Origin of the sequence: Amycolatopsis sp. WAC 04169, assembly GCF_003947535.1 — a bacterium.
In the GTDB taxonomy this organism is placed as follows: Bacteria; Actinomycetota; Actinomycetes; order Mycobacteriales; family Pseudonocardiaceae; genus Amycolatopsis; species Amycolatopsis keratiniphila.
In genome coordinates this window covers 880,641-903,979 of record NZ_QHJI01000001.1, presented here as the reverse complement: position 1 = coordinate 903,979, position 23,339 = coordinate 880,641, and the positions used below count along the sequence as shown (strand labels likewise).

The following is a 23,339-nucleotide window of genomic DNA, read 5'->3' as shown; positions in this document are numbered from 1 at the left end:
CGAAATGCGAAGGGTGGGTCAGCGGCCCTGGTTCGCCACGGCGGCCGCGGCCTCCTTGGCGGCCTCCGGGTCCAGGTAGGTCCCGCCGACGGTGACCGGCTTGAGGTCTTCGGTGAGGTCGTAGCGCAGCGGGATGCCGGTCGGGATGTTGAGCCCGGCGATCGCGTCGTCGGAGATGCCGTCGAGGTGCTTCACCAGCGCCCGCAGCGAGTTCCCGTGCGCGGCGACCAGCACGGTCTTGCCCGCGCGCAGATCCGGCACGATCTCGGACTCCCAGTACGGCAGCAGCCGCGCGACGACGTCCTTGAGGCATTCGGTCAGCGGGGCGGCGTCGCCGAGGTCGGCGTAGCGCGCGTCGCCCACCTGGCTGAACTCGTCGGCCGGGTCGATCGGCGGCGGCGGGGTGTCGTAGGAGCGGCGCCAGAGCATGAACTGCTCCTCGCCGAACTCGTCGAGGGTCTGCTTCTTGTTCTTGCCCTGGAGCGCGCCGTAGTGGCGCTCGTTGAGGCGCCAGTCGCGCTTCACCGGGATCCAGTGCCGGTCGGCGGCGTCGAGCGCCAGGTTGGCGGTCGAGATCGCGCGGCGCATCAGCGAGGTGTGCACGACGTCCGGCAGCAGGCCGGACTCCGCGAGCAGCTGCCCGCCCTTGCGCGCCTCCTGCTCGCCCTGCTCCGACAGCGGCACGTCCACCCAGCCGGTGAACAGGTTTTCGGCGTTCCACGTGCTCTGCCCGTGACGCAGCAGCACCAGAGTCCCAAGCTCAGCCATGGGGTTCAGCCTGCCAGAGGGAGCGGAAGCGCCGGTCAGAGGGCCGCGCTTGACTTTATTTCTACGGAGAGTGCGTTACCCGCGAGTAACACCTTCACCCGTCCAGAAGACGGGTCGCCAACAAGTCCCGATCCCCGGAAATCAGGCTGCACTCCGTTATCCCGGTTTTCGAAGTTCACTCGAACGGAGTAACCGGTAGTCTTGTGATTACAGGTGGAGATCTGACAGGTTGACTAAGTCCCGCGCGGCCGGATTCCACGCACTCCCCGGCTCGACGCGGGTGACGACCGCGACTCGTCTCCCCCCTGCCGAGTCGCGGCGCCCGCCGGCCCCGTTGGCATCCCCCTCGTCACCGGGTCCACCTTGGCGGGAACTTCAGCGGGGCGGCTCGAGATCGCGACTCCCCCCTCCCTCGAGCCGTCCCGCCTGTCCTCTTCAGTCCAGTGGGGGCGCGGACGGCAGATCCGAAGCGGTCGCCATCGCGGGTTCCGCCGGACGGCGCCGCTTGCGCAGCCACCACACGAGCGCGGCCGCGGGAACACCGAAGACCAGCACGAACGGCGCCATCGCACCGAGCACGGTCAGCAGGCCGCCACCGAAGGTCAGGAACGCGTCCCAGCCGTCGGCGAGCCCGCCGAGGAACCCGCTGCGGGACTGCTCCGACGCCGCGACCGTCTCCGCCTTCACCTGCAACGAAATCGTCGACATGGCGACACTGCCCGCGAGGCTTTCGCGCCGCTTCTGGAGCGACTCGAGTTCGGCTTCCCGGCTCGTCAGCTCGCTCTCCACCGAGGCGATCTCCGAGACCGACGTCGCCCTCGCGAGCAGCGCGCGGATGCGCTCGACGCTCGCCCGCTGCGTCGCCAGCCGCGATTCGACGTCGACCATCTGCTCGGTCACGTCCGTCGCGGTGACCTCGCGCTTCTGCTGCTTCCCGAGCTTCGCGAGCTGGTCCAGCACGCCGTCGAGGCGCTCGGAGGGGACGATGACGTTCACCGACGCCCGCTTCTCCTGCGTGCTCTCCTGCCCGGTGTAGCCGGCGGCACCCTGGGTGATGACGCGCACCTGCGTAATCACGTCCGCGACGTTCGGGGCGGTGAGCTCCAGGCTCGCCGTGCGCACCAGCTTGCGGTCGGTGATCCCCGGCTGCCCCGCGGGCGCCGGCGCCTTGCCCGAACCCGCCTTGCTGTCGGTCGCCTCTTTGTTCGGCACCCCTTCTTTGGGCGCCGCCTGCTTGGTGTCGGCCGACATCGGCATCGCGGCCGACTCACCGCCGGAATCGTTCGCCGAGCAGCCCGCCAGCGCCAGCACGATGCCGGCGGCCGCGACCCATCTCAATCCCTTGTGCATGAAAACCGTCTCCCTCCAGTGCTGCGGAAAGAGACGGAACGGACGACGGTGCCGTTGCACCGTCCGGGTCACGAGTCGGTCAAGGCCCCGGGCTCGTGCCCGTTCGATGGCTCGACGAGATGTTTGAACGCCTGAAGGTTCGCCAGCGATTCGCCGCGCGAGACACGCCAGTCCCATTCGCGTTTGATCGATTCGGCGAACCCGAGTTCCAGCAGGGTGTTGAAATCGCCGTCGGCGGCTTCCAGCACCTGCCCGAGGATCTTGTCCAATTCGGCTTCGGTGACCGTGTCCAGGCCGAACCGGCCGACCAGGTAGATGTCGCCGATCGCGTCCACGGTGTAGTGCACGCCGTACAGTTTCGCGTTGCGGCGCAACAGAAAGCGGTAAACGTCCTCATGGGACTCGTCGGGACGCCGGCAGACGAAGGCCTCGACGGCGAAAGCGTGGTCACCGGCGACCAGCCAGCAGTTCGTCTGCAGTTTCTTGGTGCCGGGCAACGTGACGAAGTACTTTCCCTCGCCACGCCTGTCGTATTTCAGGCCCGCATTGTCCAAAGAGGACCGCAAGGTCTCGTCGAGCGTCAAACCGCCACCTCCGCGCGCTGTTCGAGGGCACGCCGGAACGCGCCGGTCGCTTGAGCGTACGTGTCCAGCAGGCGGTCCGTCGTCCGGCGCCAGGAGAAGCGCCGCGCGTGGACGACGGCGTTGGCCGAAAGCTCGGCACGCCGCTCGGGCCGCAACGCGACGTTCGCGAGCGCGCCCGCCCAGTCCTTCGCGTCGTGCGAAGGCACGAGCAGCCCGGAGACGCCGTGCGGGACGGCGACCGGCAGCCCGCCGACCTCGGCCGCGATCACCGGCGTCCCGCAGGCCTGCGCTTCGAGCGCGACCAGCCCGAACGACTCGTTGTAGCTCGGCACGGCGACGATGTCGGCCGCCCGGTAGACGTCGACCAGCGACTGGCCGGGCTGCGGCGGCATGAATCGGGTCTGCGCCTCGATCCCGAGGGAAACGGCCAGTTCACGCAGGGCCTGCGGCTGCTCCAGCCCGGTCCCGGACGGGCCGCCGACGATCAGCACCACCAGCCGCGAAGCCAGCTCCGGCCGCTCACGCAGCATTTCGGCCGCGGCCAGCAGGAGGACGTCCGGCGCCTTCAACGGCTGGATCCGGCCCGCGAAGGCCAGCACGATCGCGTCCGCCGGGAGGCCGAGCGCCCGGCGCGCGGCGGCCTGGGAGCCGGGCGTGAAGCGGTCGAGGTCGACGCCGGGCGGGATCGCGTGCACGGCGTGCGGGTCGGCTTCGTACAGCTCGATCAGCTCGCGGGCCTCGACGCGGGTGTTCGCGACCAGGCAGTCCGCCTCCTCGACGACCTGCTCCTCGCCGATCACGCGGGTGCGCGGCTCGGGCGTGTCGCCCTCGGCCAGCGCGGCGTTCTTGACCTTCGCCAGGGTGTGCGCGGTGTGCACCAGCGGCACGCCCCAGCGGTCGCGGGCGAGCCAGCCCGCCTGGCCGGAGAGCCAGTAGTGCGAATGGATGAGGTCGTAGTAGCCCGGCTCGTGGAACGCCTCGGCCCGCAGCACCCCGGCGGTGAAGGCGCACAGCTGCGCGGGCAGCTCGTCGCGTCCCAGCGGCTCGAACGGCCCGGCCGGGATGTGCCGGACGAGCACGCCGGGCGCCAGCTCGGCGATCGGCGGCTGATCCGAGGACGTGGCCCGCGTGAACACCTCGACCTCGACGCCCCGGCGGGCCATCTCGGTGGCCGTCTGGCTCACGTAGACGTTCATGCCCCCGGCGTCGCCGGTACCCGGCTGTTCCAGCGGAGAAGTGTGCAACGACAGCACCGCGACGCGCCTGGGCGCGGCGTCGAACCCGTGCAGAGGGATCGTCACCTGGTCAACACTCCCGAAGTCCTACTGATCGGCGAACCCGCGCAGCAGTTCACCGAACTCGTCCGCCGCTTCGGCGAACGGCAGATGCCCCACCTCAGGTAGCCAACGCACGACGGCCCCCTGAATCTTCCCCGCCGCGTACTCCGCCGCCGTCGGATCGATCACAGCGTCGGCGAGACCATGGACGATAAGTGCCGGTTTGTCCAGATCGCGAAGGACGTCCTCGCTCCCGACGTCACGCCGGAACAGCGCGGAGCGCACCGCGGGCGGCGTCGAAAGGCAGGCGCCGAGCAGCGATTGGGTGAGCGTGCCGGACACCGGGGCCGCCGTCATCCGCGCGCTGAACTGCACCAACGCCGGAATCGCGACCGCCGGATCGTCCGAAAGCACCGCCGGGATGGCGTCGCGCATCGCGGGCCCGACCTTGCCGCCGGGGCGGTTCTTGCCGATTTCTGTGATAGCGCCCACAAAAACGACGCCGCTGAGCCGCGAAGAGCCGTGCACCCGGAGGTAGTCGGTGATGACCAGCCCGCCGTAGGACCAGCCGACGACGATCGCGTCTTCGCCGGCGAAGTCGAGAACGGAGGCGAGATCCTCCGCCCACACCCGCGGATCGTCGTAGCCGGCGGAGGGCACTTCGGAATCTCCGTGACCGCGCAGATCCATCGCGACCAGGCGGAACCGCTCACTGAGCGCGGGATCCGCCAGCTGCGGCGCCCAAGCCCGGCTCGACTGGGCCCAGCCGTGCACGAACACGATCGGACGAGTGTTCTCGGCGCCTTCGACCCATAAGCCGATGCGGGTCCCGCCGTAGCCGACTACCTCGGTTTTCATGGTCGCCAGCCTATGAGGTTCAGGTGTGCATGGGTCTCGTGACTGGATGGACGACACATGTGACTGGATGGACGACACGTGTGATCAGGCGGACGACTCGCGGAGATCTCCTGGACGCGGACGTGTCGTCCATCCAGTCACGCGTGTCGTCCGCCGGATCACCCGTGTCGTCCGCTGGATCACGTGAAATCGCCGGGGCGAGCAAGAGCGGCGGCGAGGCCGAACGGCTACTTGATCGCCGAGAGGGCCTTCCAGGACTTCCAGTCGTAGAACCAGTTCTTGACGTCCGATTTGGTCGGGCTGCCCAGTTTCGAACCGGTGATCTCGACCGGGTCGCCGATCATCGCCGAGTCGAAGTACTTCTTGGCGTCCGCTTCGAGCAGGTTCACGCAGCCGTGCGAGGTGTTGGCCTTGCCGATGTTCGCCGCGTTGTCCTGGTTCTCGTGGATGTACTCGCCGTTGTTCGAGATCCGGCAGGACCACTTCTTGTTGACGTTGGTGTAGCCGTAGCGCGCGTTGTCGAACCGCGCCATCGGCTCCTTCGTCATCACGATGAACGTGCCGTTGGGGGTGTTGCGCTGGACGTCGGAGTCCAGGCCGTTCGAGCACGGGTAGCTCGCCGATTCCGCCCCGCCCCGGTAGACCTTCATCACGTGGTCCGGGGTGTTGATCTTGACCACCTGGTTGCGGCCGATCTTGAACTCGGTGGTCACGTCGGCCTTGCCGTACGCGCCGCCGCCGAGCGCGACGCCGTAGAGCTTCGCCTCGACGTTGACCTTGATGTTCGCGGGCCAGTACTCCTTGGGCCGCCAGTCGACCTGCGTGTCCGACAGCCAGCCCCAGGACCCCTCGACGTCCTTGTCGGTCTTCACCTTGAGCGCCTTCTCGGCGGCCGCCTTGTCCTTGACCGGGGACGCGAACTTCACGCTGATCGGCATCGCGACGCCGACCTCGGCGTCGTCGGTCGGGTTCAGCGTGGCGCGAACCTCCTTGGCCGGCTTGACCGTGCTGAAGGAGCCCTTGAACTCGGCGGGCTTGTTGTCGCTGCCGGTGGCCTTCGCGGCGTACGTGTACGTCTTGCCGTAGCCGAGCACCTCGGTGCTGGTCCAGGTGAGCCCGTCGGCGGAAAGCTCGCCCTTGACGTCCTTGCCGCTGTCGCCGGTGACCTTGACCTCGGTGAGCTTGCCGTCGGCGACCTTCACCACGACCGGCGTCACCACGGAGGCGTCCTTGGCGTCGGCGGCGGGTTCGGCGGTGATCTTCGCGACCGGGGCGGCGCCCTGTTCTCCGCCACCGCTGCCTTCCGGCTTGGCGTTGCCGCCTTCCTCGCTGGAGCAGGCGGCGGCCAGCATGGCCGCCCCCGCGGCGAGCGCGGCCTTGAACACCGTGCGCCGTTCGATCACCGTGTACCTCCCATGAAGATCCCCGCGAGCCTCTACCCGCTCAGCGCCGGGAACCTCTCCGACGTTACCCGCGGCGACGGAACTCGCCCTCGCCCCTCAGAGGGATAGACGCACAAGGGTGGGTCGGGGTTGTTCGGTCAAAGCGCGCAGTTGATGAGCAGGGGTTCGGGGTGCAGCGAAACGCCGAAGCGAGCCTCGACTCCGTCGCGCACTTCGCGCGCCAGAGCGAGAAGGTCGTCGGTCGAGGCCTTGCCCCGGTTCGTGAGCGCGAGCGTGTGCTTCGTCGACAGCGAGACCCGGCCGCCGGGCCCTTCGTGGCCCTTCGCGAACCCGGCCCGCTCGATCAACCAGGCCGCGGACAGCTTCGTGCCGCCGGGCGCCGGGTACTGCGGCACGCGCACGTCCTCGCCGACGACATCCACGATGCCCGCCAACACCTTCGCCAGCCGGGCCTCGCCGATGATCGGGTTGGTGAAGAACGAGCCCGCGCTCCAGGTGTCGTGGTCGTCGGCGTCCAGGACCATGCCCTTGCCGCGACGCAGCCCGAGGACCGCTTCGCGCGCTTCGGCCGCCGGGACCCGGTCACCGATCTCGACGCCGAGCGTGCGGGCGAGTTCGGCGTAGCGGATCGGGGCGGAGAGACCGTCTTCGCTGACCTTGAAGCGCACTGTGAGCACGACGCCCGCGTCGGTCCCCTTCAGGATCGACGTGCGATACCCGAAGCCGAGCTCTTCGGCGGTCAGCGTGCGGATCTCGCCGGTGGCGCGGTCGTAGAGATCGACCGAGACCAGGGATTCGGCCACCTCGCAGCCGTACGCGCCGACGTTCTGGATCGGCGTCGCGCCGACCGAACCGGGGATCCCGGAGAGGCATTCGAGTCCGCCGACGCCCTCGGCGACCAGGCCCTCGACGAAACCGTCCCAGTTCTCACCCGCCGCGACCTCGACGAGATCTCCGTCACGTGTCCAGCCGGTGTTGCCGACCTTCAGCACCGTGCCCTCGAAACCGTCGTCGGCGACGACGAGGTTCGAGCCGCCGCCGAGCAGCAGGACCGGCTCGCCCGCTTCGTCGGCCTCGCGGACCGCGTCGACCAGGGCCTGCACGGTCTTCGCCTCGGCATAACGCCGGGCCGGACCGCCGAGGCGCAACGTGGTGTGGTCGGCGAGGGTGGGAGTTTCGGCAGTGCTCACGCCCGTGAACGGTACTGTCTGGCGCCATGGCCTCCCGTATCGAGCACCGTTCGGCGTTCTCCGCAGACCTCGCGACCACGTTCGACGCGGTCGCCGGCGAGGCCGCGCTGCGGGCGCGGCTGGAGGAGATCGGCGGCGACGACGCGGAACTGCTGGAGTACGTCCCGGCCGCGGACGGAGTGCGCTACAAGCTGCGTCAGGGCATCAGCTCGGACAAGCTCCCGTCGGCCGTGCGGACGCTGCACCGGGGCGACCTGATCGTCGAGCGCGAGCAGAGCTGGAAGGCGGCCGGGGACGGCTACACCGGCACCGCGACGGCGGCGGTCTCGGGCGTGCCGGGCGAGATCACCGCGAAGACGTCGCTGACCGCCGAAGGCGAGCGGACGACGCTGGTCAACAGCGGCCAGGTCAAGGTGCGGATCCCGTTCGTCGGCGGGAAGCTGGAGGGCGTGATCGCCGAACAGGTCACCAAGCTGCTGGAGCGCGAGGCGGAATTCGTCGCGAAATGGCTGGCCGAGCGCTGAAACCGGTCGGGGCACCGACCCGGGGCACGACCAACCCGAACCGGCTCCGCCGGGTGGACCGGTGGCTCGCGAGCGATCCGGGGGTGACGCGGCTGCTGCGCCGCGCGAACGAGCCACTCGTGGTGGATCTCGGCTACGGCGCCTCACCGGTGACCACGATCGAGATGGCGCGATGGCTGCGCACGGTCCGCCGTGATGTCCGCGTGCTCGGCCTGGAGCTGGACGCCGAACGGGTCGCCGTCGCGCAATCCGCCGTCGACAAGCCGTGGCTGGACTTCCGGCGCGGCGGCTTCGAGCTGGCCGGGGCACGGCCGGTGCTGGTGCGCGCGTTCAACGTCCTGCGGCAGTACGACGAAGCCGAGGTCCCGGGTGCCTGGTCGCTCATGCTGGACGCGATGACGCCGGGCGGGCTCCTCGTCGAGGGCACCTGCGACGAGATCGGACGGCTGAGCACCTGGCTCGCCGTCGGGCACGACGGGCCGCGCACGCTGACCCTGTCGGTACATCTCGCCAGCCTGGAACGTCCGTCCACAGTGGCCGAACGACTGCCCAAGATCCTCATCCACCGCAATGTTCCCGGCGAACGGGTCCACGATCTACTGTCCACTTTGGACATATGCTGGGCGACGGCCGCGCCGCATCAGAACTTCGGCGTCCGCGCCCGCTGGGCGCACGCCGTCCATCTGCTCACCGCCCGGGGCTGGCCGGTGCTGAACCGGCCGTCACGGTGGCGGCTGGGTGAACTGACGGTGCCGTGGTCGTCGGTGGCCCCGGACTAGGAATTCACCGGTCGAACCCCGCTCCGTCACCCCAAAGCGACCTGCGGTGATCACCATGGAACCGTGGAACTGCTGGAGTACGTCACCGGGCTGCTCGAGGGCACGCTCGGATCGCCCTGGCTGTGGGTGATCGTGTTCCTCGTGTCCGGGTTGGACGCGCTCCTGCCGTTCATGCCGAGCGAGACCACCGTCATCACCGTCGCCGTCCTGATCGGCACGGACTTCTCCTTGCTGGCACTGCTCGCGCTGATCGCCGCGCTCGGGGCCTGGCTGGGCGACTGTCTCGGCTACACCGTCGGCGCCGCCGCGGGCCCGCGGGCGCTCGCCCGTCTGCAGCGCGGTCCGGACGGCGTCCGGCGCTACGAATGGGCGAAGATCCAGGTGCGGCGCAACGCGGTCCTGCTGATCCTCGCCGCCCGCTACCTGCCCGGCGGCCGCGTCGCGAGCGGGCTCGCCAACGGCAGCCTCGGCTATCCGCCACGCAAGTTCGTCGCGCTCGACGCCCTCGGCGCGGGCATCTGGGCGGTGTACAGCGTCCTGATCGGGCTCGTCGGCGGAGCCGCCTTCGCGGACGAACCGGAGAAGGGCCTTCTGCTGTCCTTCGCCCTCGGCTTGCTGCTGGTCGCGGCGATCGAGATCGGGCGGCGGGTCCGGGTGCGCATCCTGACCCGGCGCCGCGCGGCGGCCGGGACCAGCGACAATGGTGTGCGTGTCGAACCCTGAACGTCGCTATGTGATCTCCTTCGGCTGCCCTGACCGCACCGGCATCATCGCCCGTATCTCGGGTTTCCTCGCCGAGCACGGCGGCTGGATCGTCGAAGCGGCGTATCACACGGACCCGGACACCGGCTGGTTCTTCACCCGCCAGGTCGTCCGCGCCGATTCGCTCCCGTTCGACGCCGCCGAGCTGCGCACGCGCTTCGCCGAGGTCGCGGAGTCGCTTTCGAGTGAGTCGAGCTGGCAGGTCAGCGACACCGGCGAGCGCCGCCGTGCGGTGATCCTCGTCTCCAAGGCCGGGCACTGCCTCTACGACCTGCTCGGCCGGGTCGCGTCCGGCGAACTGGACGTCGACGTCGCCGCCGTCATCGGCAACCATGCTTCGCTGGGAGACATCACCCGCGCCCACGGCATCCCGTTCCACCACGTGCCGTTCCCCGCCGGCGACCCGGCCGCCAAGGCTGCGGCGTTCGCCGAGGTACGGAAACTCGTCGACGAGCACGACCCGCACGCCGTCGTCCTCGCCCGGTTCATGCAGGTCCTGCCGCCGGAGCTGTGCGAGGCGTGGGCCGGGCGGGCGCTCAACATCCACCACAGCTTCCTGCCGTCGTTCGTCGGCGCGCGGCCGTACCACCAGGCCCACGCGCGCGGGGTGAAGCTCATCGGCGCGACCTGCCACTACGTCACCGCCGACCTCGACGCGGGCCCGATCGTCGACCAGGACGTCATCCGCGTCGACCACGGCGACTCGGTCGAGGACATGGTCCGCAAGGGCCGCGACATCGAGAAGGTGACGCTGGCGCGCGGGCTGCGGTGGCATCTGGAGGGGCGCGTGCTGGTGCACGGGAACCGGACTGTCGTCTTCTAGTGGTTCACTGTCGCTATGGGGACCTCAGAGATCAAGGTGATCGAGACGCTCGAAGCGCTGCGTGAGCACCTCGGCCACCCGGCCGAGCGGACCAAGGGGAAGATCATCCCCTTCCTCGATCCGCACGCGCGCACGCTGATCGAACACTCGCCGTTCTACCTGCTGGCGACGGCGTCGTCCGACGGGACCTGTGACGTGTCGCCGCGCGGCGATCCCGCCGGTTCCGTGAAGGTGCTCGACGACAAGACGCTGGTGCTGGCGGACCGGCCGGGCAACAAACTGCTCGACAGCCAGACCAACATCCTCGAAAACCCGCACGCCGGGCTGCTGTTCCTGGTGCCGGGGATGAACGAGACCCTGCGGATCAACGGCCGCGCGAAACTGGTCGCGGACGCGCCGTTCTTCGACGACCTGGTGGTCAAGGGGAAGCGGCCGGCGCTGGCGATCCTGGTCGAGGTCGAAGAGCTGTACATGCACTGCGCCAAGGCTTTCCTGCGGTCGTCGCTGTGGAAGCCGGAGACGTGGCCGGAGCGGTCGAGCCTGCCGACCGCGGGCCAGATCTTCCGTGACCAGATGAAGCTGGACGTGTCGGCGGAGGCGCTCGATGCGGCGCTGACCGAAGGCGCGCTCACGACGCAGTACTGAGCCCCGCCCGAATGCTATGAACGGTCCGTTCCTTGCAAATTTTGCAAGGAACGGACCGTTCATAGCATCGGGAGGCGGGTCAGACGCGGACCAGCATCTTGCCGGTGTTCGCTCCGCCCAACAGGTCCAGGAACGCCTGCGGCGCGTTGCGGATACCGTCCACAATGGTCTCCGAGTACTTCAGCTGCCCGGAGGCGACCAGCGGAGCGACCTCCTTCACGAACTGCGGCTGCAGCGCGTAGTGGTCACCGACCAGCATGCCGCGCATGGTGAACCGCTTCGCGATGATCGACGCGAGGTTGCGCGGCGCCGCGGCCGGTTCGGTGTTGTTGTAGACCGAGATCATCCCGCAGATCGCCATCCGGCCGTGCAGGTTGATCGAGTCGATGGCCGCTTCGAGGTGCTCGCCACCGACGTTGTCGAAGTACACGTCGATACCTTCGGGCGCCGCCGCGCGCAGCTGCTCGGCCACCGGGGCGTCCTTGTAGTTGAACGCCGCGTCGAAGCCCAGCTCGTCGGTCAGCCACTTGACCTTGTCGTCCGTGCCCGCGCTGCCGATGACCCGCTTCGCGCCCTTCAGCTTCGCCAGCTGGCCGACGACCGACCCGACGGCACCCGCCGCGCCGGACACGAAGACGGTGTCGCCCTCCTTGAACTCGGCGACCTCAAGCAGCCCGGCGTACGCGGTGAGCCCGGTCATGCCGAGGACGCCGAGGTACGCCGTGATCGGGGCGGCTTCCGGGTCGACCTTCACCGCGTGCTTCGCGGCGACGACGGCGTGCGAACGCCAGCCGAGGCCGTGCAGCACGATGTCGCCGGGCTTGAAATCGTCCACGGTGGACTCGATCACTTCACCGACGGCGCCGCCGTGCATGACCTTGCCGACCTCGTACGGCTCGGCGTAGGACTTCGCGCTGCTCATCCGGCCGCGCATGTACGGATCCACGCTCAGCACCTGGTTGCGGACCAGGATCTGTCCCTCGCCCGGCACCGGGATCTCGACGTCGGCGATCTCGAAATTCTCCGGCGTCGGGACACCGTGCGGACGGGAGGCGAGCCGGATCTCGGTTGCGTTCACGAGGTAACTCCAAGTCTGTTGCCGAAGCGGGGCGGTCGCCCCGTATTCACCACGGGTACAACGAGCTAACCGGGGCGCCCATTCCGATTGTGGCGAGGGCTACACGACCTCGGCGAGCTTGCCGAGCACGCCCTCGTAGATCCGCTTGAGCCCACCGGGCGCGAAGGTCTTCTCGAAGAAGCCGCCGATGCCGCCCGCGCCGTCCCAGGTGGTCTCGATGCGGACGAGGCTGCCGCCCGGCACCTCGCGGACGGTCCAGGTGGTGACCATGCTGGAGTTCGCGTCGGTCTCGACGAGGGTGCCTTCGGACGGCTCGGTCACCGTCGCGGCGACGTCACGCACGCGCTTCGACGTGGCCTGCAGCTTCCAGCGCGCCTTCGTGCCCGCGCCGACGCCGCCTTCGATGACCTCGTAGTCGCGGTAGTGCTCCGTCAGCAGCTTCGGCCGGGTTTCGGCGTAGTCCGCGACGAGCGCCCTGACCTTGTCCGCCGGCGCCTCGATGGTGCGCTCCGCGACGGCCGTGACCTTTCCCATCCCACTCCCTTTCACCCGTATGGCAAGACAGCGTCCACGATTCCACCGCTGCCCGCCGGAGGAACGCGCACCCCCTGCCCAGATGCAAGGAAAGGTCCTTTCCTCGCAAATTTTGCAAGGAAAGGACCTTTCATGGCACTCGAAGGGGGCTAGATGAGCGACTTCTCCTTCAGCCAGTCCTTCGCGACATCGCCCGGCTTCTCGCCGTCCGAGTCGACGCGCTTGTTCAACTCACGCAGCTGCACGGTGTCGAGCGCCTTGCTCACGGCGTTGACGGCGGCCGCGAAGTCGGCGCCGCGCTCGTCGAGGACCTTCTTGTTCACCGCGGGCACGACGTTCTCGGTCGGCACGATGGCGAGGTCGTCCTCCAGCGCCACGAACTGCGGGTCGCCGACGAGCGGGCTCACCGAGTCGACGGGGATGACGGTGACCTTGCCGGACCGCAACTGCTCGACGCGCGGGCCCGCCTCCTGCACCGTCTGGAACGTGGCCTTCAGCTTGTAGACGTCGGTGAAGCCCTTGAAGCAGGGCAGCCGCTCCGCGCATTCCGGAGCACCGGCGACGACGACGTCGCCGACCTTGGCCAGGTCGCTGATCTTCGCCAGCCCCTTCTCCTTGGCGAGATCGGCCTTCACGATGTAGGTGTTCTTGTTCTCCGCCGGCGAGTAGTCCAGCAGGCCGATACCGTCCGGCTCGAACAACTTCTTGAGCTGCTCGTGCTCGCCCGCCGCGTCCGTCGGGGCTTCCTTGCCGTAGCCGGTGGTGATGGCGGCGCCCTGGTACTCCGGGATGAACTGGAGCTCGCCGGACTTCAGCGCCGGGTAGATCAGCTCGCGCGAAGCGAGGTTCAGCTTGCGGGTGATCGGGTAACCCTTGGCCTCCAACGCGTTCGCGTACAGCTCGGCGAGGATCACGCTGTCGGTGAAGTTGAAGGAGGCGACCACGATCGGTGCCCCGCCCTTGCTCTGCGCGGCCGGGGCCGCCGCGTCGTCGCCGCCCCCACAGGCGGTCATACCGAGGACGGCGGCGGCGAGCACCGCGCCCACTCGAACATTCCGTGTCCAGCGCACGTGCACACTCCTATGACTCGTTCAGAGGAATGGACAGTATCTCCGGGTCACGACAGAATCCACATTTTGAGAGTTGCACCCCTTGCGCTCCCAGAGAACGGAATCCCGCGCCCCGAACGGGGTAAGGTCGGCCGGTGCGAGCATCCTCCGTGTTCCCCGTTCCCGCCCAGGGCGGACGGCCGCTCTTCGAGTGGCGCTGGGTGGATCGCCACCTCGACGAGATCTTCGAGCGGCTCGGTGAGCACATCGTCCTGACCGCGGCGGCGCTCGCCATCGGACTGGTGGTGTCGATCGGTGTTTCCGCGATTTCGCTGCGTCGCCGGTGGTTCTACGTCATCGCGTTGGGCACGGCCGGTTCCCTGTACGTCATCCCGAGTCTCGGCGCCTTCGCCGTTCTGGTTCCCTTCACCGGCCTGACGTCCTTCACCACAGCGGTGATCCCGTTGGCGACGTACACGTTGCTGATCCTCATCCGCAACATCGTCACCGGCGTCGAACAAGTACCCAAGGAAGTCCGCGAAGCCGCGATAGGCATGGGTTTCACGCGTGCGCGGCTCCTGTGGCAGGTCGAACTCCCGCTCGCGCTGCCGGTGGTGATCGCGGGCCTGCGGGTCGCGGCGGTGACCACGATCGGGCTCGTGACGGTGACCTCCATGCTCGGCAAGGGCGGCCTGGGGTACTTCATCCGCAACGGCATCCAGACCGCGACACCGAATCCGACGTCGATCATCGTCGGCGTCGGGCTTTCCGTGGTGCTGGCCGTGCTCGTGGATCTGCTGCTGTGGCTCGGTGGGCGCGCGCTCGCGCCGTGGTCGCGGAAGGCGGCGTCGCGATGAGCATCATCGACCAGACCATCGAATGGTTCGGCGAGCCGAACCGCTGGAGCTGGACCGATCCGGCGGGCGTGCCGTACCGGACCGTCGAGCATCTCCAGTTCTCCTTGCTGGCACTGGCGATCTCGGCCGTGCTGACGATCCCGCCCGCGTTGTGGCTGGCGCACTACCGCCGCGCGCAGTTCCTCGCGACCAGCGCGGTGAACATCGGCCGCGCGATCCCCAGCTTCGGGCTGGTGATCCTGTTCTGGTTCCTGGCTTCCCGGCTCGAAGCCGACACGAGCTTCTGGCCGTTGATGCTCGCGCTGGTGGCGTTGGCGCTGCCGCCGTTGTTCACCAACACCTACGCGGGCGTCATCCAGCTGGAGCAGGAAACCGTCGACGCCGCGCGCGGAACCGGCTACCGCGAGTGGCAGATCATGCTGCGCCTGGAGTTGCCGCTCGCCTCACCGGTCATCCTCGCGGGTGCCCGCGTCGCGTTCCTGCAACTGGTGGCGACCGTCGCGATCGGCGCGATCGTCAACGACGGCGGCGGGCTCGGACGGTACATTGTGGACGGTTTCGCGCTCGGAGAACCCGGCCACGGCGAGATCCTGGCGGGCGGGATCGCGGTCGTCGTGCTGGCTTTGGTGTGTGAAGGGGTTTTCGCGCTCGTCACGCGTTGGGTGACTCCGCGCGGGCTGGCGATCCAGTCCCGTGCGGAAACCCGTTCCTGAGCGCCGAAACCACCGCCGTCACCGCCGGGCCCAGCGCCCGGTCCTCCTCGACGGGCGGCACCAGCTCCCGCAGCCGCTCGTAGGTCGCGCGCAGCTCGGGCGCCCCATCGCCGGATGCCAGCCACCGTGCCTGCGAACCCGTGATCAGCTCGCAGGCGGTGATGGCGAACATCCGCGCGCAAGCGTCACGGAGCTGGTTCCCCGCCGCCCAGGCGAACGCCTGCACGTCCTCCTGCCCACCGGAGGTGTCGACGGAACCCAACGTCGCGGGTGTGGCGAGGCGCCGCAGCGCGTGCAACTCCCCCACCGCGCGTTTGTGCAACGGGACCAGCCCGGCCTGCGGCCCCGGCACCACCGCGAGCTGCGCGGGAAGACCACTGAACCGCTCGTCGAGCAATCGGTGCGTCCGCTGCACGCTCACTTCGCCGAGGTGCACCAGCGCCGCCGTCACCGCGTCCATCCGCAGCCCGAGTTCGACGGCATGAAACCCGGTCGTGGACACGAATTCGCCATCGAGGAACACGGGTGAATCGGTCGGCACCGAGCGCCCGAGCACCCCGCCCAGTTCGGCGGCGACCCGCGTCAGATGAGCGAGCGCGCGCGGTGCCACCCGCACGGAAACGGGTGCCTGCACGACCGGCCGTTCGACACCACCTCGGATCAGGCCGCTCACCTCGCACAGGACCGAACGCAGCACCTGATCGTCTCCCGCCAACGCGGGACGATAGATCCCTTGCGGCGCACCGAGAACGTCGATCGCGATGGCGGCGGCCAGCGTCTGGAGTTCCACCACCTGCCGCACCTCGGCAAGCGCGAAAGCGGCGAGCGTCTCGGCCAGCGGCGAACCCTGGATGAGGGTCGCCGCCTCCTTGAGGCCTGGCTCGTACGGCTCCGCCAGCACCTCCGACGCAGGGGTCTCGACGCCGTCCACCAGCACGGTCCCGAGGCCGAGGAAGGTCTGGAAGGCGTGCGCCAGCGGGATGATCTCGCCTGCGCTGCCCAGCCCCGTCCGAGGCACGGCGGGGGTGAACCGCTCGTTCAGCCGGTCGACGAGGAAGGTCACGAGCTCCGGACTGGCGCCGGCTTCGGGCGCGAGCAGATCCCGCAGGCGCACCAGCAGCAGCCACCGCACCTCGTCGGCCGAGAGCCACGGCGGGCCGCCGACGGCACGGCCGATCAGCAGGTTCCGCTGGTGCTCACTCGACGCGGGCGCGGCGACCCCCGCGAGCCGCCCCATGCCGGTGTTCACGCCGTAAACGGGGCGCTCGTCCAGCGCGGCGAGGACCCGGGCACGGTTCTCGCCGAGCCTCGCCAGCAACGCCGGGTCGATCTCGATGACCTCCGCCTCGAAGGCGGAGGCCAACGGGAAGTCCTTTGTGGACAGCCTCACTCGACGGGGCGCGCGAGCCCGTCGATCACCTCGGCGCCGGGCAGGGACGCGAGGACGGAGCCCGGGATCAGCAGCTTGCCGCCGCGGATACCGCTGCCGATGACCAGCTCGGGTTCGTCGGCGACGCGCTGGTCGATGAGGATCGGCCACTCCCCGGGCAGCCCGACCGGCGTGATGCCGCCGTACTCCATTCCGGTGAGCGAGACGGCCTCGTCCATCGGGGCGAAGGAGGCCTTGCGGACGTCGAGACGGCGCTTGATCACGCCGTTCACGTCGGCGCGGGTGGTGGCGAGGATCATCGCGGCGGCGAAGCGCACCTCACCGGCGCGTTTGCCGGCGACGACGACGCAGTTCGCGGACGCGGAGAGCGGTGAGCCGTACGCCTCGCAGAAGGCGGCGGTGTCGGCCAGCTCGGCGTCGATCTCGACGACGCCGACGGCGTCCGGATCGGGCAGGGCGGCGAGCGCCTTGGCGACGGGCTCGGCGAGCAGATCCGTGCGGGTGAGGGCGGGGACGACGGTGAGGGTTCCGGCGATGGTCCAGTCAGTCACACCGCCACCCTAATCACCAGTTACGGCCGCCGCGCTGGACCTCGATGAGCTTGGGCCGGACGTCCACGAGGTAGACCAGGACCGCGACCAGCGCGGGCAGCCACAGGATCATGCCGCCGCCGTAGAACTGGAAGAACGTCAGCACCACGGTGGATCCACCGGTGATGAGCATCCAGATGGGCTTGGTCTTCCGATCGGCGGCCGAATACGCGTCCGCACGCTGCAACAGCGCGTGCACGAACGCGAACAGCCCCGTCAGCGCGCCGCCCCAATGGATGGCGATGAGGATCCAGTTGGCAACGAACACGAACTCAGCTTACGTCAAACCGGGCGAATGACCCGGGCCCCCGGCACCGAAGCGGTGCCAGGGGCCCTGGAATTCACGCGGACCTTACTTCTCGGTGGTCTTCGGCGCGGTCGCCGGCTTCTTGGCGGCCGGGCTGGTGGTGGTACGGCGCGCGGTGGTCGTGGTCTTCGGCGCGGTCTTGTTGGCGACCTTGCGCGAAGCCGAGCGGGTCTCGTGCGCGAGGTCGTCGCCGATCTCCTCGACCTCGTCGGCGATCTCGCCGGCGACCTCGGTCACCTTGCGGGCGGTCTTCTCGCCGACGGAGCGGGTGCCCTTGGTGACCTTGCCGAGCACGGTGTCGATGCGCTCACGGGCGTCGGTGGTCGCCCCCTCGACGCGGTCCTGCGCGGTGCTGATCGCGTCCTCGAGCTGCTCGATGGCCTTCTTGACCTGCGGCTGCGCGGCGATCTTGTCCCACGCCTGCTCGCCGGACTCGGCCAGCTTGTTGTACAGCTTCAGCGCGGCCTCGGTGTACTCGTCGATGACCTTGCGCAGCTCGGCCGGGTCCAGCTTCTCGCGGAGACCCTCGACGTCGTGCGGGAGCTCTTCGATGTTCTTGCGGGCGGTCTCGCTGCCCTCGACGACCTTCTCCTTGGCCTTCGACACGGCGTCGACGACGGCCTGTCCGGCCAGGTTGCCGGCGCCCAGGGCGGCCAGCAGCGGCGTGCGGACCTGGTCGAGGGCGGTGTGCTTGCGGTCGTTCTTCGTGGCGGTGGTCATGCTGACTCCTTGGATTCGGCGGCTTGTTCTGGGGTTGGCGCCACCGGCTCTGGCTTCGCGGCGGCGTTCTCGCGGCGGAACGATTCGTAGACGTCGAGCAGGACCTGCTTCTGCCGTTCGGTCAGCTCGGTGTCGGCGCGGATCGCGTCGCCGACCGGGCCGCCAGTCGGCAGATCGAGGATTCCCGCTTGCACGTAGAGCGCCTCGGCCGAGATACGCAGGCCCTTGGCGATCTGCTGCAGGATCTCCGCGCTGGGTTTGCGGACCCCACGCTCGATCTGGCTCAGGTACGGATTGGACACGCCGGCGAGTTTCGACAGCTGCCGCAAGGAGATCTTCGCGTTGCTGCGCTGCTGGCGGATGTACTCGCCGATGTCGGAAGCGATGTCCGCGACCTTCTCCATCGGTCCGCCCGATATGGGCTGATCCCGGTCGGTGTCTGACATCGGTCACCTCCTCGCGACGTCTTCAACGCTACGCCCGAGTGCTAGCAATTGCAAGCACTCTGCTTGCAACCATCGGGTGTGTTGGTGCTCACCCGGCTACCGTGGAGGGATGTCGAACGCCACGCGGCTGCGGCGGCGCCTCGTCGAGCATCTGCTCGCCGAGGGCGTGCTGCACGACGCGCGCTGGATGACCGCGTTCCGCTCCGTGCCGAGGCACGTCTTCCTGCCGCGGTTCTTCGTCCCGGCGGCGAACGGCTGGGCCGCGGTCGAGCACGGCGACGACGAGTGGCTCAGGCGCGTCTACTCACCCGACGTACTGGTCGTGCAGCTGGACGACGATTCCGGGCTCTGGGAACGGGCGCGGTATCTCGGCGCGCAGCCGGGAACACCGACGAGTTCGTCCAGCCAGCCGGCGATCATGGCGATCATGCTCGAAGAGCTCCGGGTCGCCGACGGACATCGCGTACTGGAGATCGGCACGGGCACCGGGTACAACACCGCGTTGCTGTGCCACCGCCTCGGCGCCGGGCTCGTGTACACAGTGGACATCGACCCGGAGCTCGTCGACGCCGCGCGCAAACGGCTCGCGGAGATCGGTTACGTGCCCTCGTGCGCGGCCGCCGACGGCGCCGAGGGTTTCCCGGCGGGAGTGCTCTACGACCGGGTGATCTGCACCTGCTCGGTGTCGTCGATCCCGCCCGCGTGGCTGGCGCAGACGATGCCCGGCGGGCTGATCCTCACCACGCTGAACCGGCCGATCGGCGGCGTGCTCGTCGGGATCGTCGCGGGCGAAGGCGCGACGGGGCACGGGCGGGTGCTCGCGCGCGACGGTCGCTTCATGCCGCTGCGCGCACACCGGTTCAAGCAGTCGAAGGTGCCGGAGGGCGAGGTCACCTGGCGGCCGACGCGGCTGCCGATGGGGGTGATCACCGAGGCCCGCAGCCGTTTCGAGTTCTTCGCCGGGCTCTGCCTGCCGGGCGTGACGGCCTCACGGGACGGCCGGAGCACCGCCATGGTTCACCCGGACGGCTCCTGGCTGCGCCATCGGCAGGCGGGCGACGGGTTCGAAGTGGCCGAAGGCGGCCCGCGGCGGCTGTGGGAGATCGTCGAAGCCGCGTATGAGGAATGGCTCGACCTCGGCGAGCCCGGACGGGACCGGTTCGAGCTCAGCCTCGACGGGGACGAACAGGTGATCTGGCTGGATTCACCCGAGGGCCGCACATGGCCGTTGAGCCCCTGAAAGCAGGCCGCGCACCCACTGCTCGACGTGGTCGACGGCGTCTTCGACCGGGATGTGGGTGGTGTCGAACAGCTCGACCGGCGGCTGCATCGCGGACGCTTCCGCTTGCAGCCACGCGTTGAACTCCAGCATCTCCTCGACGCGTTCCTCGTCCCACTCGCGCCAGGCGGGCCGCGCCAGCAAACGCTTGCGCAGCGCGTCGGGCTCGCTGACGAGCGCCAGGTAGTGGATGTCGGAGAAGAAGACGCGCTCAGGCAACCGCTCGAATTCGGGCGGCGCGACCGTGCCGCAGAGCACGACCGGGCGCCCGTTCTGGTGCAGCATCGCCGCCATCCGCAACCAGGTCGAGCGGAACGCGGGATGGCCGGGGACGTCGTCGCGCAGCGCCCCGGTCCACAGCACGTCCTGCTCGACCACGAGCGCGAGATCGCCGAGCCGTCGCGCCAGCAGCGGCCCGACCGTCGACTTGCCCGCCCCGCTCGGTCCGGTCAGCGCGAACAGCGGGAGCCGCCGGAACGGCCACCGGTGCGCGCATACCGCGCACACCAGCAGCCCGCTCTCGACTCGTGGCCGTTCGGCGCGATCACCGCAGGCCGGGCAGATCTTGAGATCGAGGACCACGGTCAGTCGAAGAGGCCCTCGAGGAAGCCGCCCTTGCGACGCTTGTGGCCGTAGCCGTGCGGAGAGTCCGCGTATCCGCCGCGGTACCCCTTGGGCGAGTCCGAGTACCCGCCCCGGTAGCCCTTCGGCGAGTCGGCGTAGCCCCCACGGTGCGGGCGGGGCGAGTCCGGACGGCCGTAATGCGGCGCCGGCGCGTGCCCACCTCCCTGGTACGGCGGGGGCTGGTGCCCGCCGCCGCCGTAGTACGAGGTCTCGGCGTTGGTGATGGCTTCCAGCTCACCGCGGTCCAGGAAGATGCCGCGGCATCCCTGGCACTGGTCGATGTGGATGCCGTTCTTGTCGACGGTCTTCATGGCGTTCTGGCACTTCGGACAAATCACGTATCAGAGATTACGCATTTTTCTCCCGCGAGGTCAGCAGGCGCACAGACAAAACGGGTGCCCGACCGGATCCGCGTAGACCCGGAAGGTCTCCGGGGAGTCGTCGAGCAGCTTCGCGCCGATGGCCAGCGCGCGCTCGTGGGCGGCCTCCATGTCGGTGACGTCGAGGTCGATATGCGCCTGCTGCGGGTTCTCGGCGGACGGCCACGCGGGCGGCCGGTAGTCCGGCACGCGCTGGAACGAGAACCGCGCGCCGCCCTCCGGGTTCCGCAAGGTCACCCAATGGCCGTCTTCGGCGACTTCGGCCGCCTTCCAGTCGAGCAGCTCGCGATAGAACTCCGCCAGCGCGACGGGATCCGGGCAGTCGAGCGCCACCGCGCCGAAGGTCGGTACCGCACCCATGGTTCAGCCTCCAGAATGATCGAGTAACCAGTGAACCGAGTATGAGGGTTATCAAAGCCGATGACAACCGGTCTCGCCCGTACACTGGGCGGGGTGAACACCGACGCGTCCCTGGTGGTCGAGTTTCTGAACACGGTGAACGTCGAACGCGGCACCGACCTCCTGGACGAGCTGGAGTCCTGGCAACGCTGGGCCCGCGATCACCGGCTGCGCGCGGATACCCCCGCGGCCGCACGCGAAACCCGGGACGCGCTGAGGGCGGCGATCGGCGATCCGCGACTCCCCCGGCTCGGCCTGCGCGCTCCGGCGGAGATCGTCCTCGGTACGGAAGGCCCGCTCCTGGTCTCGGAAACGGTCTGTGAAGCGGTGCTGGCGGCGTCGACCCGGCTGACCGTGCTCGGCGAGTGGATCCGGCTCAAGATCTGCCCGGCGGACGACTGCCTGTGGGCGTTCTACGACGAATCGCGGAACCGGTCGAGGACGTGGTGCTCGATGCGGGCCTGCGGGAACCGCGAAAAGGCGAGGGCCTGGCGGGCCCGGACCGCGGACGTCTCGACCTGAGAAGTCCGCGCCGGACCCGAACGACCACAACTTCTGGTGTCACCCACCCCCGAGTTACCCCCAGGGGTTGTGCACAGCGTTAGGCCAAAAACGTGAAAAGCTGTGGATAACCCTGGGGATGACTCCACTTCCTGTGGACAACTCCCGGTGCGGCCTCCGGAGTGTGGTATAGGCGCGGCGGCTCAGAAGAGCAGCTGCGCGACCGTGTAGATGACCAGGCCGGCGAGCGCGCCGACCACCGTGCCGTTGATCCGGATGAACTGCAGATCCCGGCCCACCTGGAGCTCGATCTTGCGCGAGGTCTCCTCGGCGTCCCAGCGCTCCACGGTGTCGGTGATGATCGTGGTGATCTCCTTGGAGTAGTGCGTGACGACGTAGGCCGCCGCCCCCTCCACCCAAGTGTCCACTTTGGACCGGATGTGCTCGTCGGAGACCAGTCGTCCGCCGAGCGTCTCGAGGCCCGTGCGCACGCGGCGCCGCAGCTCGCTCGACGGGTCTTCGGCGGCGTTGAGCAGCATCTCCTTCGCCGTCGCCCACGCCGAACCGATCAGCTTCTGCACCTCGTCGTGCCCCAGCATCTGGGACTTGACCTGCTCGGCGCGCGCCATCACCTCGGGGTCGGTCTGCAGATCCTGGGCGAACTCGCCGAGGAATTTGTCCAGCGCCAGCCGCATGGGGTGGTTGACGTCGGTCTTCACCGCCCAGACGAACGACAGCACCTCGCCGTAGACCTTGTCCGCGAGCATCTCGTCGACGAATTTCGGCGACCAGCTCGGCGCCCGGTCCGAGACCACGCGGAGCATCGTCGTGTGGTTGTCCCGCACCCATTCGTAGGCGCGGTCGCACATCAGGTCCACGAGCTTGTGGTGCGCCCCGTCGGCGAACACGCCCTCCAGGATCTTGCCGAGCGGCGGCCCCCACGGCTTGTCCACGATCCGCTTGACCACGGCCTGTTCCATGATCGCCTGGACGTCCTCGTCGCGGAGCACCTTGACCGCCGCCCGTACGACGGTGGCCAGCTCGGACGTCACGCGTTCGGCGTTGGCGGGCTGCGAGAGCCAGCCGCCGAGCCGCTTCGAGACCTCGACCCGGCTCAGCTTCTCGCGGACCACGGACTCGGACAGGAAGTTCGAGCCGACGAAGTCACCGAGGCTGCTGCCCAGCGCGTCCTTCTTGTTCGGGATGATCGCGGTGTGCGGGATCTTGATCCGCAGCGGATGCCGGAACAGCGCCGTCACCGCGAACCAGTCGGCGAGCGCGCCGACCATCCCTGCCTCGGCGGCCGCGCGGACGTAGCCGACCCACGCGGGCCAGCCGGCGGCCTCGGCCCAGCTGGTCAGCAGGAAGATCACCGTCGCGCCGAGCAGGAACGACAGCGCGACCATCTTCATCTTGCGCAGGCCGCGGCGCTTCTCCTCCTCGGCGGCGGTTCCACCGGGCGGATCGGCTGGGGTCACCTTGGCGGGCGTCAGTTGCTCCACACCGCCA

At 69.1% G+C, this 23,339-nt stretch carries 28 protein-coding genes; 9 read left to right on the top strand and 19 right to left on the bottom strand.

The window, feature by feature from the left end:
- Window positions 1-18: 18 nt before the first annotated feature.
- The 7 genes from DMC61_RS04435 to DMC61_RS04405 form a co-directional block, all read right to left on the bottom strand.
- Window positions 19-768 carry a phosphoglyceromutase gene (locus DMC61_RS04435; RefSeq protein ID WP_043847866.1) on the bottom strand — a complete coding sequence of 250 codons (750 nt, stop codon included), beginning with the start codon at window positions 766-768 and terminating at the stop codon, window positions 19-21.
- 435 nt (window positions 769-1,203) lie between these two features.
- Entirely contained in the window at window positions 1,204-2,118 is a 915-nt protein-coding gene (locus tag DMC61_RS04430) for a DUF4349 domain-containing protein (protein ID WP_125686955.1), read from the bottom strand.
- 68 nt (window positions 2,119-2,186) lie between these two features.
- Window positions 2,187-2,702, bottom strand: coding sequence for a YbjN domain-containing protein (locus tag DMC61_RS04425; RefSeq protein ID WP_125686953.1), 516 nt, complete (start codon window positions 2,700-2,702; stop codon window positions 2,187-2,189).
- A complete protein-coding gene (mshA, locus tag DMC61_RS04420) occupies window positions 2,699-4,003 on the bottom strand; it encodes a D-inositol-3-phosphate glycosyltransferase (protein ID WP_016330906.1) in 1,305 nt (434 codons plus the stop codon). The genes DMC61_RS04425 and mshA overlap by 4 nt, the downstream gene beginning before the upstream one ends.
- A gap of 21 nt (window positions 4,004-4,024) precedes the next feature.
- On the bottom strand, window positions 4,025-4,837 hold the full coding sequence (locus tag DMC61_RS04415; protein WP_125686951.1) for an alpha/beta fold hydrolase: 813 nt from the start codon (window positions 4,835-4,837) through the stop codon (window positions 4,025-4,027).
- Window positions 4,838-5,064: 227 nt separating this feature from the next.
- A complete protein-coding gene (locus tag DMC61_RS04410; protein WP_125686949.1) occupies window positions 5,065-6,240 on the bottom strand; it encodes an Ig-like domain-containing protein in 1,176 nt (391 codons plus the stop codon).
- A 137-nt stretch (window positions 6,241-6,377) separates the two neighbouring features.
- The gene (locus DMC61_RS04405; protein ID WP_125686947.1) at window positions 6,378-7,430 is read right to left on the bottom strand and encodes a UDP-N-acetylmuramate dehydrogenase; all 1,053 of its coding nucleotides are present in this window, start codon (window positions 7,428-7,430) and stop codon (window positions 6,378-6,380) included.
- 26 nt (window positions 7,431-7,456) lie between these two features.
- On the opposite strand from DMC61_RS04405, the gene DMC61_RS04400 reads away from it, so the two are divergent.
- From DMC61_RS04400 to DMC61_RS04380, 5 genes are all read left to right on the top strand, one after another.
- Window positions 7,457-7,954 carry a DUF2505 domain-containing protein gene (locus tag DMC61_RS04400; protein ID WP_125686945.1) on the top strand — a complete coding sequence of 166 codons (498 nt, stop codon included), beginning with the start codon at window positions 7,457-7,459 and terminating at the stop codon, window positions 7,952-7,954.
- Window positions 7,936-8,733: a class I SAM-dependent methyltransferase gene (locus DMC61_RS04395; RefSeq protein ID WP_125686943.1), complete on the top strand. Its 798-nt coding sequence runs from the start codon at window positions 7,936-7,938 to the stop codon at window positions 8,731-8,733. Before DMC61_RS04400 ends, DMC61_RS04395 begins: the two co-directional genes overlap by 19 nt.
- A 63-nt stretch (window positions 8,734-8,796) precedes the next feature.
- Window positions 8,797-9,456 (top strand): DedA family protein, encoded by a 660-nt coding sequence (locus DMC61_RS04390; RefSeq protein WP_016330900.1) that lies wholly within the window; start codon window positions 8,797-8,799, stop codon window positions 9,454-9,456.
- Window positions 9,434-10,318, top strand: a complete 885-nt coding sequence (gene purU / locus DMC61_RS04385; protein WP_199749882.1) for a formyltetrahydrofolate deformylase — start codon at window positions 9,434-9,436, stop codon at window positions 10,316-10,318. Before DMC61_RS04390 ends, purU begins: the two co-directional genes overlap by 23 nt.
- A gap of 15 nt (window positions 10,319-10,333) precedes the next feature.
- A complete protein-coding gene (locus DMC61_RS04380; RefSeq protein WP_063274379.1) occupies window positions 10,334-10,963 on the top strand; it encodes a pyridoxamine 5'-phosphate oxidase family protein in 630 nt (209 codons plus the stop codon).
- Window positions 10,964-11,042: 79 nt separating this feature from the next.
- On the opposite strand, the gene DMC61_RS04375 is transcribed toward DMC61_RS04380, so the two are convergent.
- The 3 genes from DMC61_RS04375 to DMC61_RS04365 all read right to left on the bottom strand — a co-directional run bounded on the left by DMC61_RS04375 (window position 11,043) and on the right by DMC61_RS04365 (window position 13,621).
- A complete protein-coding gene (locus DMC61_RS04375) occupies window positions 11,043-12,041 on the bottom strand; it encodes an NADP-dependent oxidoreductase (protein WP_125686939.1) in 999 nt (332 codons plus the stop codon).
- Between the two features lie 99 nt (window positions 12,042-12,140).
- On the bottom strand, window positions 12,141-12,575 hold the full coding sequence (locus DMC61_RS04370) for an SRPBCC family protein (protein ID WP_016330896.1): 435 nt from the start codon (window positions 12,573-12,575) through the stop codon (window positions 12,141-12,143).
- Window positions 12,576-12,724: 149 nt separating this feature from the next.
- On the bottom strand, window positions 12,725-13,621 hold the full coding sequence (locus DMC61_RS04365) for an ABC transporter substrate-binding protein (protein ID WP_199749899.1): 897 nt from the start codon (window positions 13,619-13,621) through the stop codon (window positions 12,725-12,727).
- Between the two features lie 173 nt (window positions 13,622-13,794).
- On the opposite strand from DMC61_RS04365, the gene DMC61_RS04360 reads away from it, so the two are divergent.
- Both DMC61_RS04360 and DMC61_RS04355 read left to right on the top strand, forming a co-directional pair.
- Entirely contained in the window at window positions 13,795-14,481 is a 687-nt protein-coding gene (locus DMC61_RS04360) for an ABC transporter permease (protein WP_016330894.1), read from the top strand.
- A complete protein-coding gene (locus tag DMC61_RS04355; protein WP_043848531.1) occupies window positions 14,478-15,194 on the top strand; it encodes an ABC transporter permease in 717 nt (238 codons plus the stop codon). Before DMC61_RS04360 ends, DMC61_RS04355 begins: the two co-directional genes overlap by 4 nt.
- On the opposite strand, the gene DMC61_RS04350 is transcribed toward DMC61_RS04355, so the two are convergent.
- From DMC61_RS04350 to DMC61_RS04330, 5 genes are all read right to left on the bottom strand, one after another.
- Entirely contained in the window at window positions 15,133-16,584 is a 1,452-nt protein-coding gene (locus DMC61_RS04350) for an aromatic amino acid lyase (protein ID WP_125686935.1), read from the bottom strand. The two genes, DMC61_RS04355 and DMC61_RS04350, sit on opposite strands and share 62 nt — an antisense overlap.
- On the bottom strand, window positions 16,581-17,135 hold the full coding sequence (locus DMC61_RS04345; RefSeq protein WP_063271880.1) for a YbaK/EbsC family protein: 555 nt from the start codon (window positions 17,133-17,135) through the stop codon (window positions 16,581-16,583). The genes DMC61_RS04350 and DMC61_RS04345 overlap by 4 nt, the downstream gene beginning before the upstream one ends.
- 13 nt (window positions 17,136-17,148) lie before the next feature.
- On the bottom strand, window positions 17,149-17,442 hold the full coding sequence (locus tag DMC61_RS04340; protein WP_016330891.1) for a DUF2516 family protein: 294 nt from the start codon (window positions 17,440-17,442) through the stop codon (window positions 17,149-17,151).
- 84 nt (window positions 17,443-17,526) lie between these two features.
- Complete coding sequence (locus DMC61_RS04335; protein WP_125678936.1) at window positions 17,527-18,201, bottom strand: hypothetical protein; 675 nt, start codon at window positions 18,199-18,201, stop codon at window positions 17,527-17,529.
- Window positions 18,198-18,605 (bottom strand): helix-turn-helix domain-containing protein, encoded by a 408-nt coding sequence (locus tag DMC61_RS04330; protein WP_125687147.1) that lies wholly within the window; start codon window positions 18,603-18,605, stop codon window positions 18,198-18,200. The genes DMC61_RS04335 and DMC61_RS04330 overlap by 4 nt, the downstream gene beginning before the upstream one ends.
- Before the next feature lie 151 nt (window positions 18,606-18,756).
- On the opposite strand from DMC61_RS04330, the gene DMC61_RS04325 reads away from it, so the two are divergent.
- On the top strand, window positions 18,757-19,887 hold the full coding sequence (locus DMC61_RS04325) for a methyltransferase domain-containing protein (RefSeq protein ID WP_125686933.1): 1,131 nt from the start codon (window positions 18,757-18,759) through the stop codon (window positions 19,885-19,887).
- On the opposite strand, the gene DMC61_RS04320 is transcribed toward DMC61_RS04325, so the two are convergent.
- The 3 genes from DMC61_RS04320 to DMC61_RS04310 are packed head-to-tail and all read right to left on the bottom strand — an operon-like array spanning window position 19,852 to window position 21,290.
- Window positions 19,852-20,508 (bottom strand): AAA family ATPase, encoded by a 657-nt coding sequence (locus DMC61_RS04320; protein ID WP_125686931.1) that lies wholly within the window; start codon window positions 20,506-20,508, stop codon window positions 19,852-19,854. The genes DMC61_RS04325 and DMC61_RS04320 overlap by 36 nt on opposite strands.
- Before the next feature lie 2 nt (window positions 20,509-20,510).
- Window positions 20,511-20,888 (bottom strand): zf-TFIIB domain-containing protein, encoded by a 378-nt coding sequence (locus tag DMC61_RS04315; protein ID WP_073846206.1) that lies wholly within the window; start codon window positions 20,886-20,888, stop codon window positions 20,511-20,513.
- Between the two features lie 33 nt (window positions 20,889-20,921).
- A complete protein-coding gene (locus DMC61_RS04310) occupies window positions 20,922-21,290 on the bottom strand; it encodes a VOC family protein (protein WP_016330885.1) in 369 nt (122 codons plus the stop codon).
- Window positions 21,291-21,383: 93 nt separating this feature from the next.
- On the opposite strand from DMC61_RS04310, the gene DMC61_RS04305 reads away from it, so the two are divergent.
- Window positions 21,384-21,851, top strand: a complete 468-nt coding sequence (locus DMC61_RS04305) for a CGNR zinc finger domain-containing protein (protein ID WP_037333063.1) — start codon at window positions 21,384-21,386, stop codon at window positions 21,849-21,851.
- 182 nt (window positions 21,852-22,033) lie between these two features.
- On the opposite strand, the gene DMC61_RS04300 is transcribed toward DMC61_RS04305, so the two are convergent.
- The gene (locus DMC61_RS04300) at window positions 22,034-23,332 is read right to left on the bottom strand and encodes a DUF445 domain-containing protein (protein WP_125686929.1); all 1,299 of its coding nucleotides are present in this window, start codon (window positions 23,330-23,332) and stop codon (window positions 22,034-22,036) included.
- Window positions 23,333-23,339: the final 7 nt, after the last annotated feature.

What these genes read in the sequence shown, in the direction of transcription:
- DMC61_RS04335 (WP_125678936.1), bottom strand. Translation starts at nt 18,201, where the DNA reads ATGACCACCGCCACGAAGAACGACCGCAAGCACACCGCCCTCGACCAG.
- DMC61_RS04395 (WP_125686943.1), top strand. Translation starts at nt 7,936, where the DNA reads ATGGCTGGCCGAGCGCTGAAACCGGTCGGGGCACCGACCCGGGGCACG.
- DMC61_RS04325 (WP_125686933.1), top strand. Translation starts at nt 18,757, where the DNA reads ATGTCGAACGCCACGCGGCTGCGGCGGCGCCTCGTCGAGCATCTGCTC.
- DMC61_RS04355 (WP_043848531.1), top strand. Translation starts at nt 14,478, where the DNA reads ATGAGCATCATCGACCAGACCATCGAATGGTTCGGCGAGCCGAACCGC.
- purU (WP_199749882.1), top strand. Translation starts at nt 9,434, where the DNA reads ATGGTGTGCGTGTCGAACCCTGAACGTCGCTATGTGATCTCCTTCGGC.
- DMC61_RS04435 (WP_043847866.1), bottom strand. Translation starts at nt 768, where the DNA reads ATGGCTGAGCTTGGGACTCTGGTGCTGCTGCGTCACGGGCAGAGCACG.
- DMC61_RS04400 (WP_125686945.1), top strand. Translation starts at nt 7,457, where the DNA reads ATGGCCTCCCGTATCGAGCACCGTTCGGCGTTCTCCGCAGACCTCGCG.
- DMC61_RS04330 (WP_125687147.1), bottom strand. Translation starts at nt 18,605, where the DNA reads ATGGAGAAGGTCGCGGACATCGCTTCCGACATCGGCGAGTACATCCGC.
- DMC61_RS04310 (WP_016330885.1), bottom strand. Translation starts at nt 21,290, where the DNA reads ATGGGTGCGGTACCGACCTTCGGCGCGGTGGCGCTCGACTGCCCGGAT.
- DMC61_RS04370 (WP_016330896.1), bottom strand. Translation starts at nt 12,575, where the DNA reads ATGGGAAAGGTCACGGCCGTCGCGGAGCGCACCATCGAGGCGCCGGCG.
- DMC61_RS04380 (WP_063274379.1), top strand. Translation starts at nt 10,334, where the DNA reads ATGGGGACCTCAGAGATCAAGGTGATCGAGACGCTCGAAGCGCTGCGT.
- DMC61_RS04415 (WP_125686951.1), bottom strand. Translation starts at nt 4,837, where the DNA reads ATGAAAACCGAGGTAGTCGGCTACGGCGGGACCCGCATCGGCTTATGG.
- DMC61_RS04430 (WP_125686955.1), bottom strand. Translation starts at nt 2,118, where the DNA reads ATGCACAAGGGATTGAGATGGGTCGCGGCCGCCGGCATCGTGCTGGCG.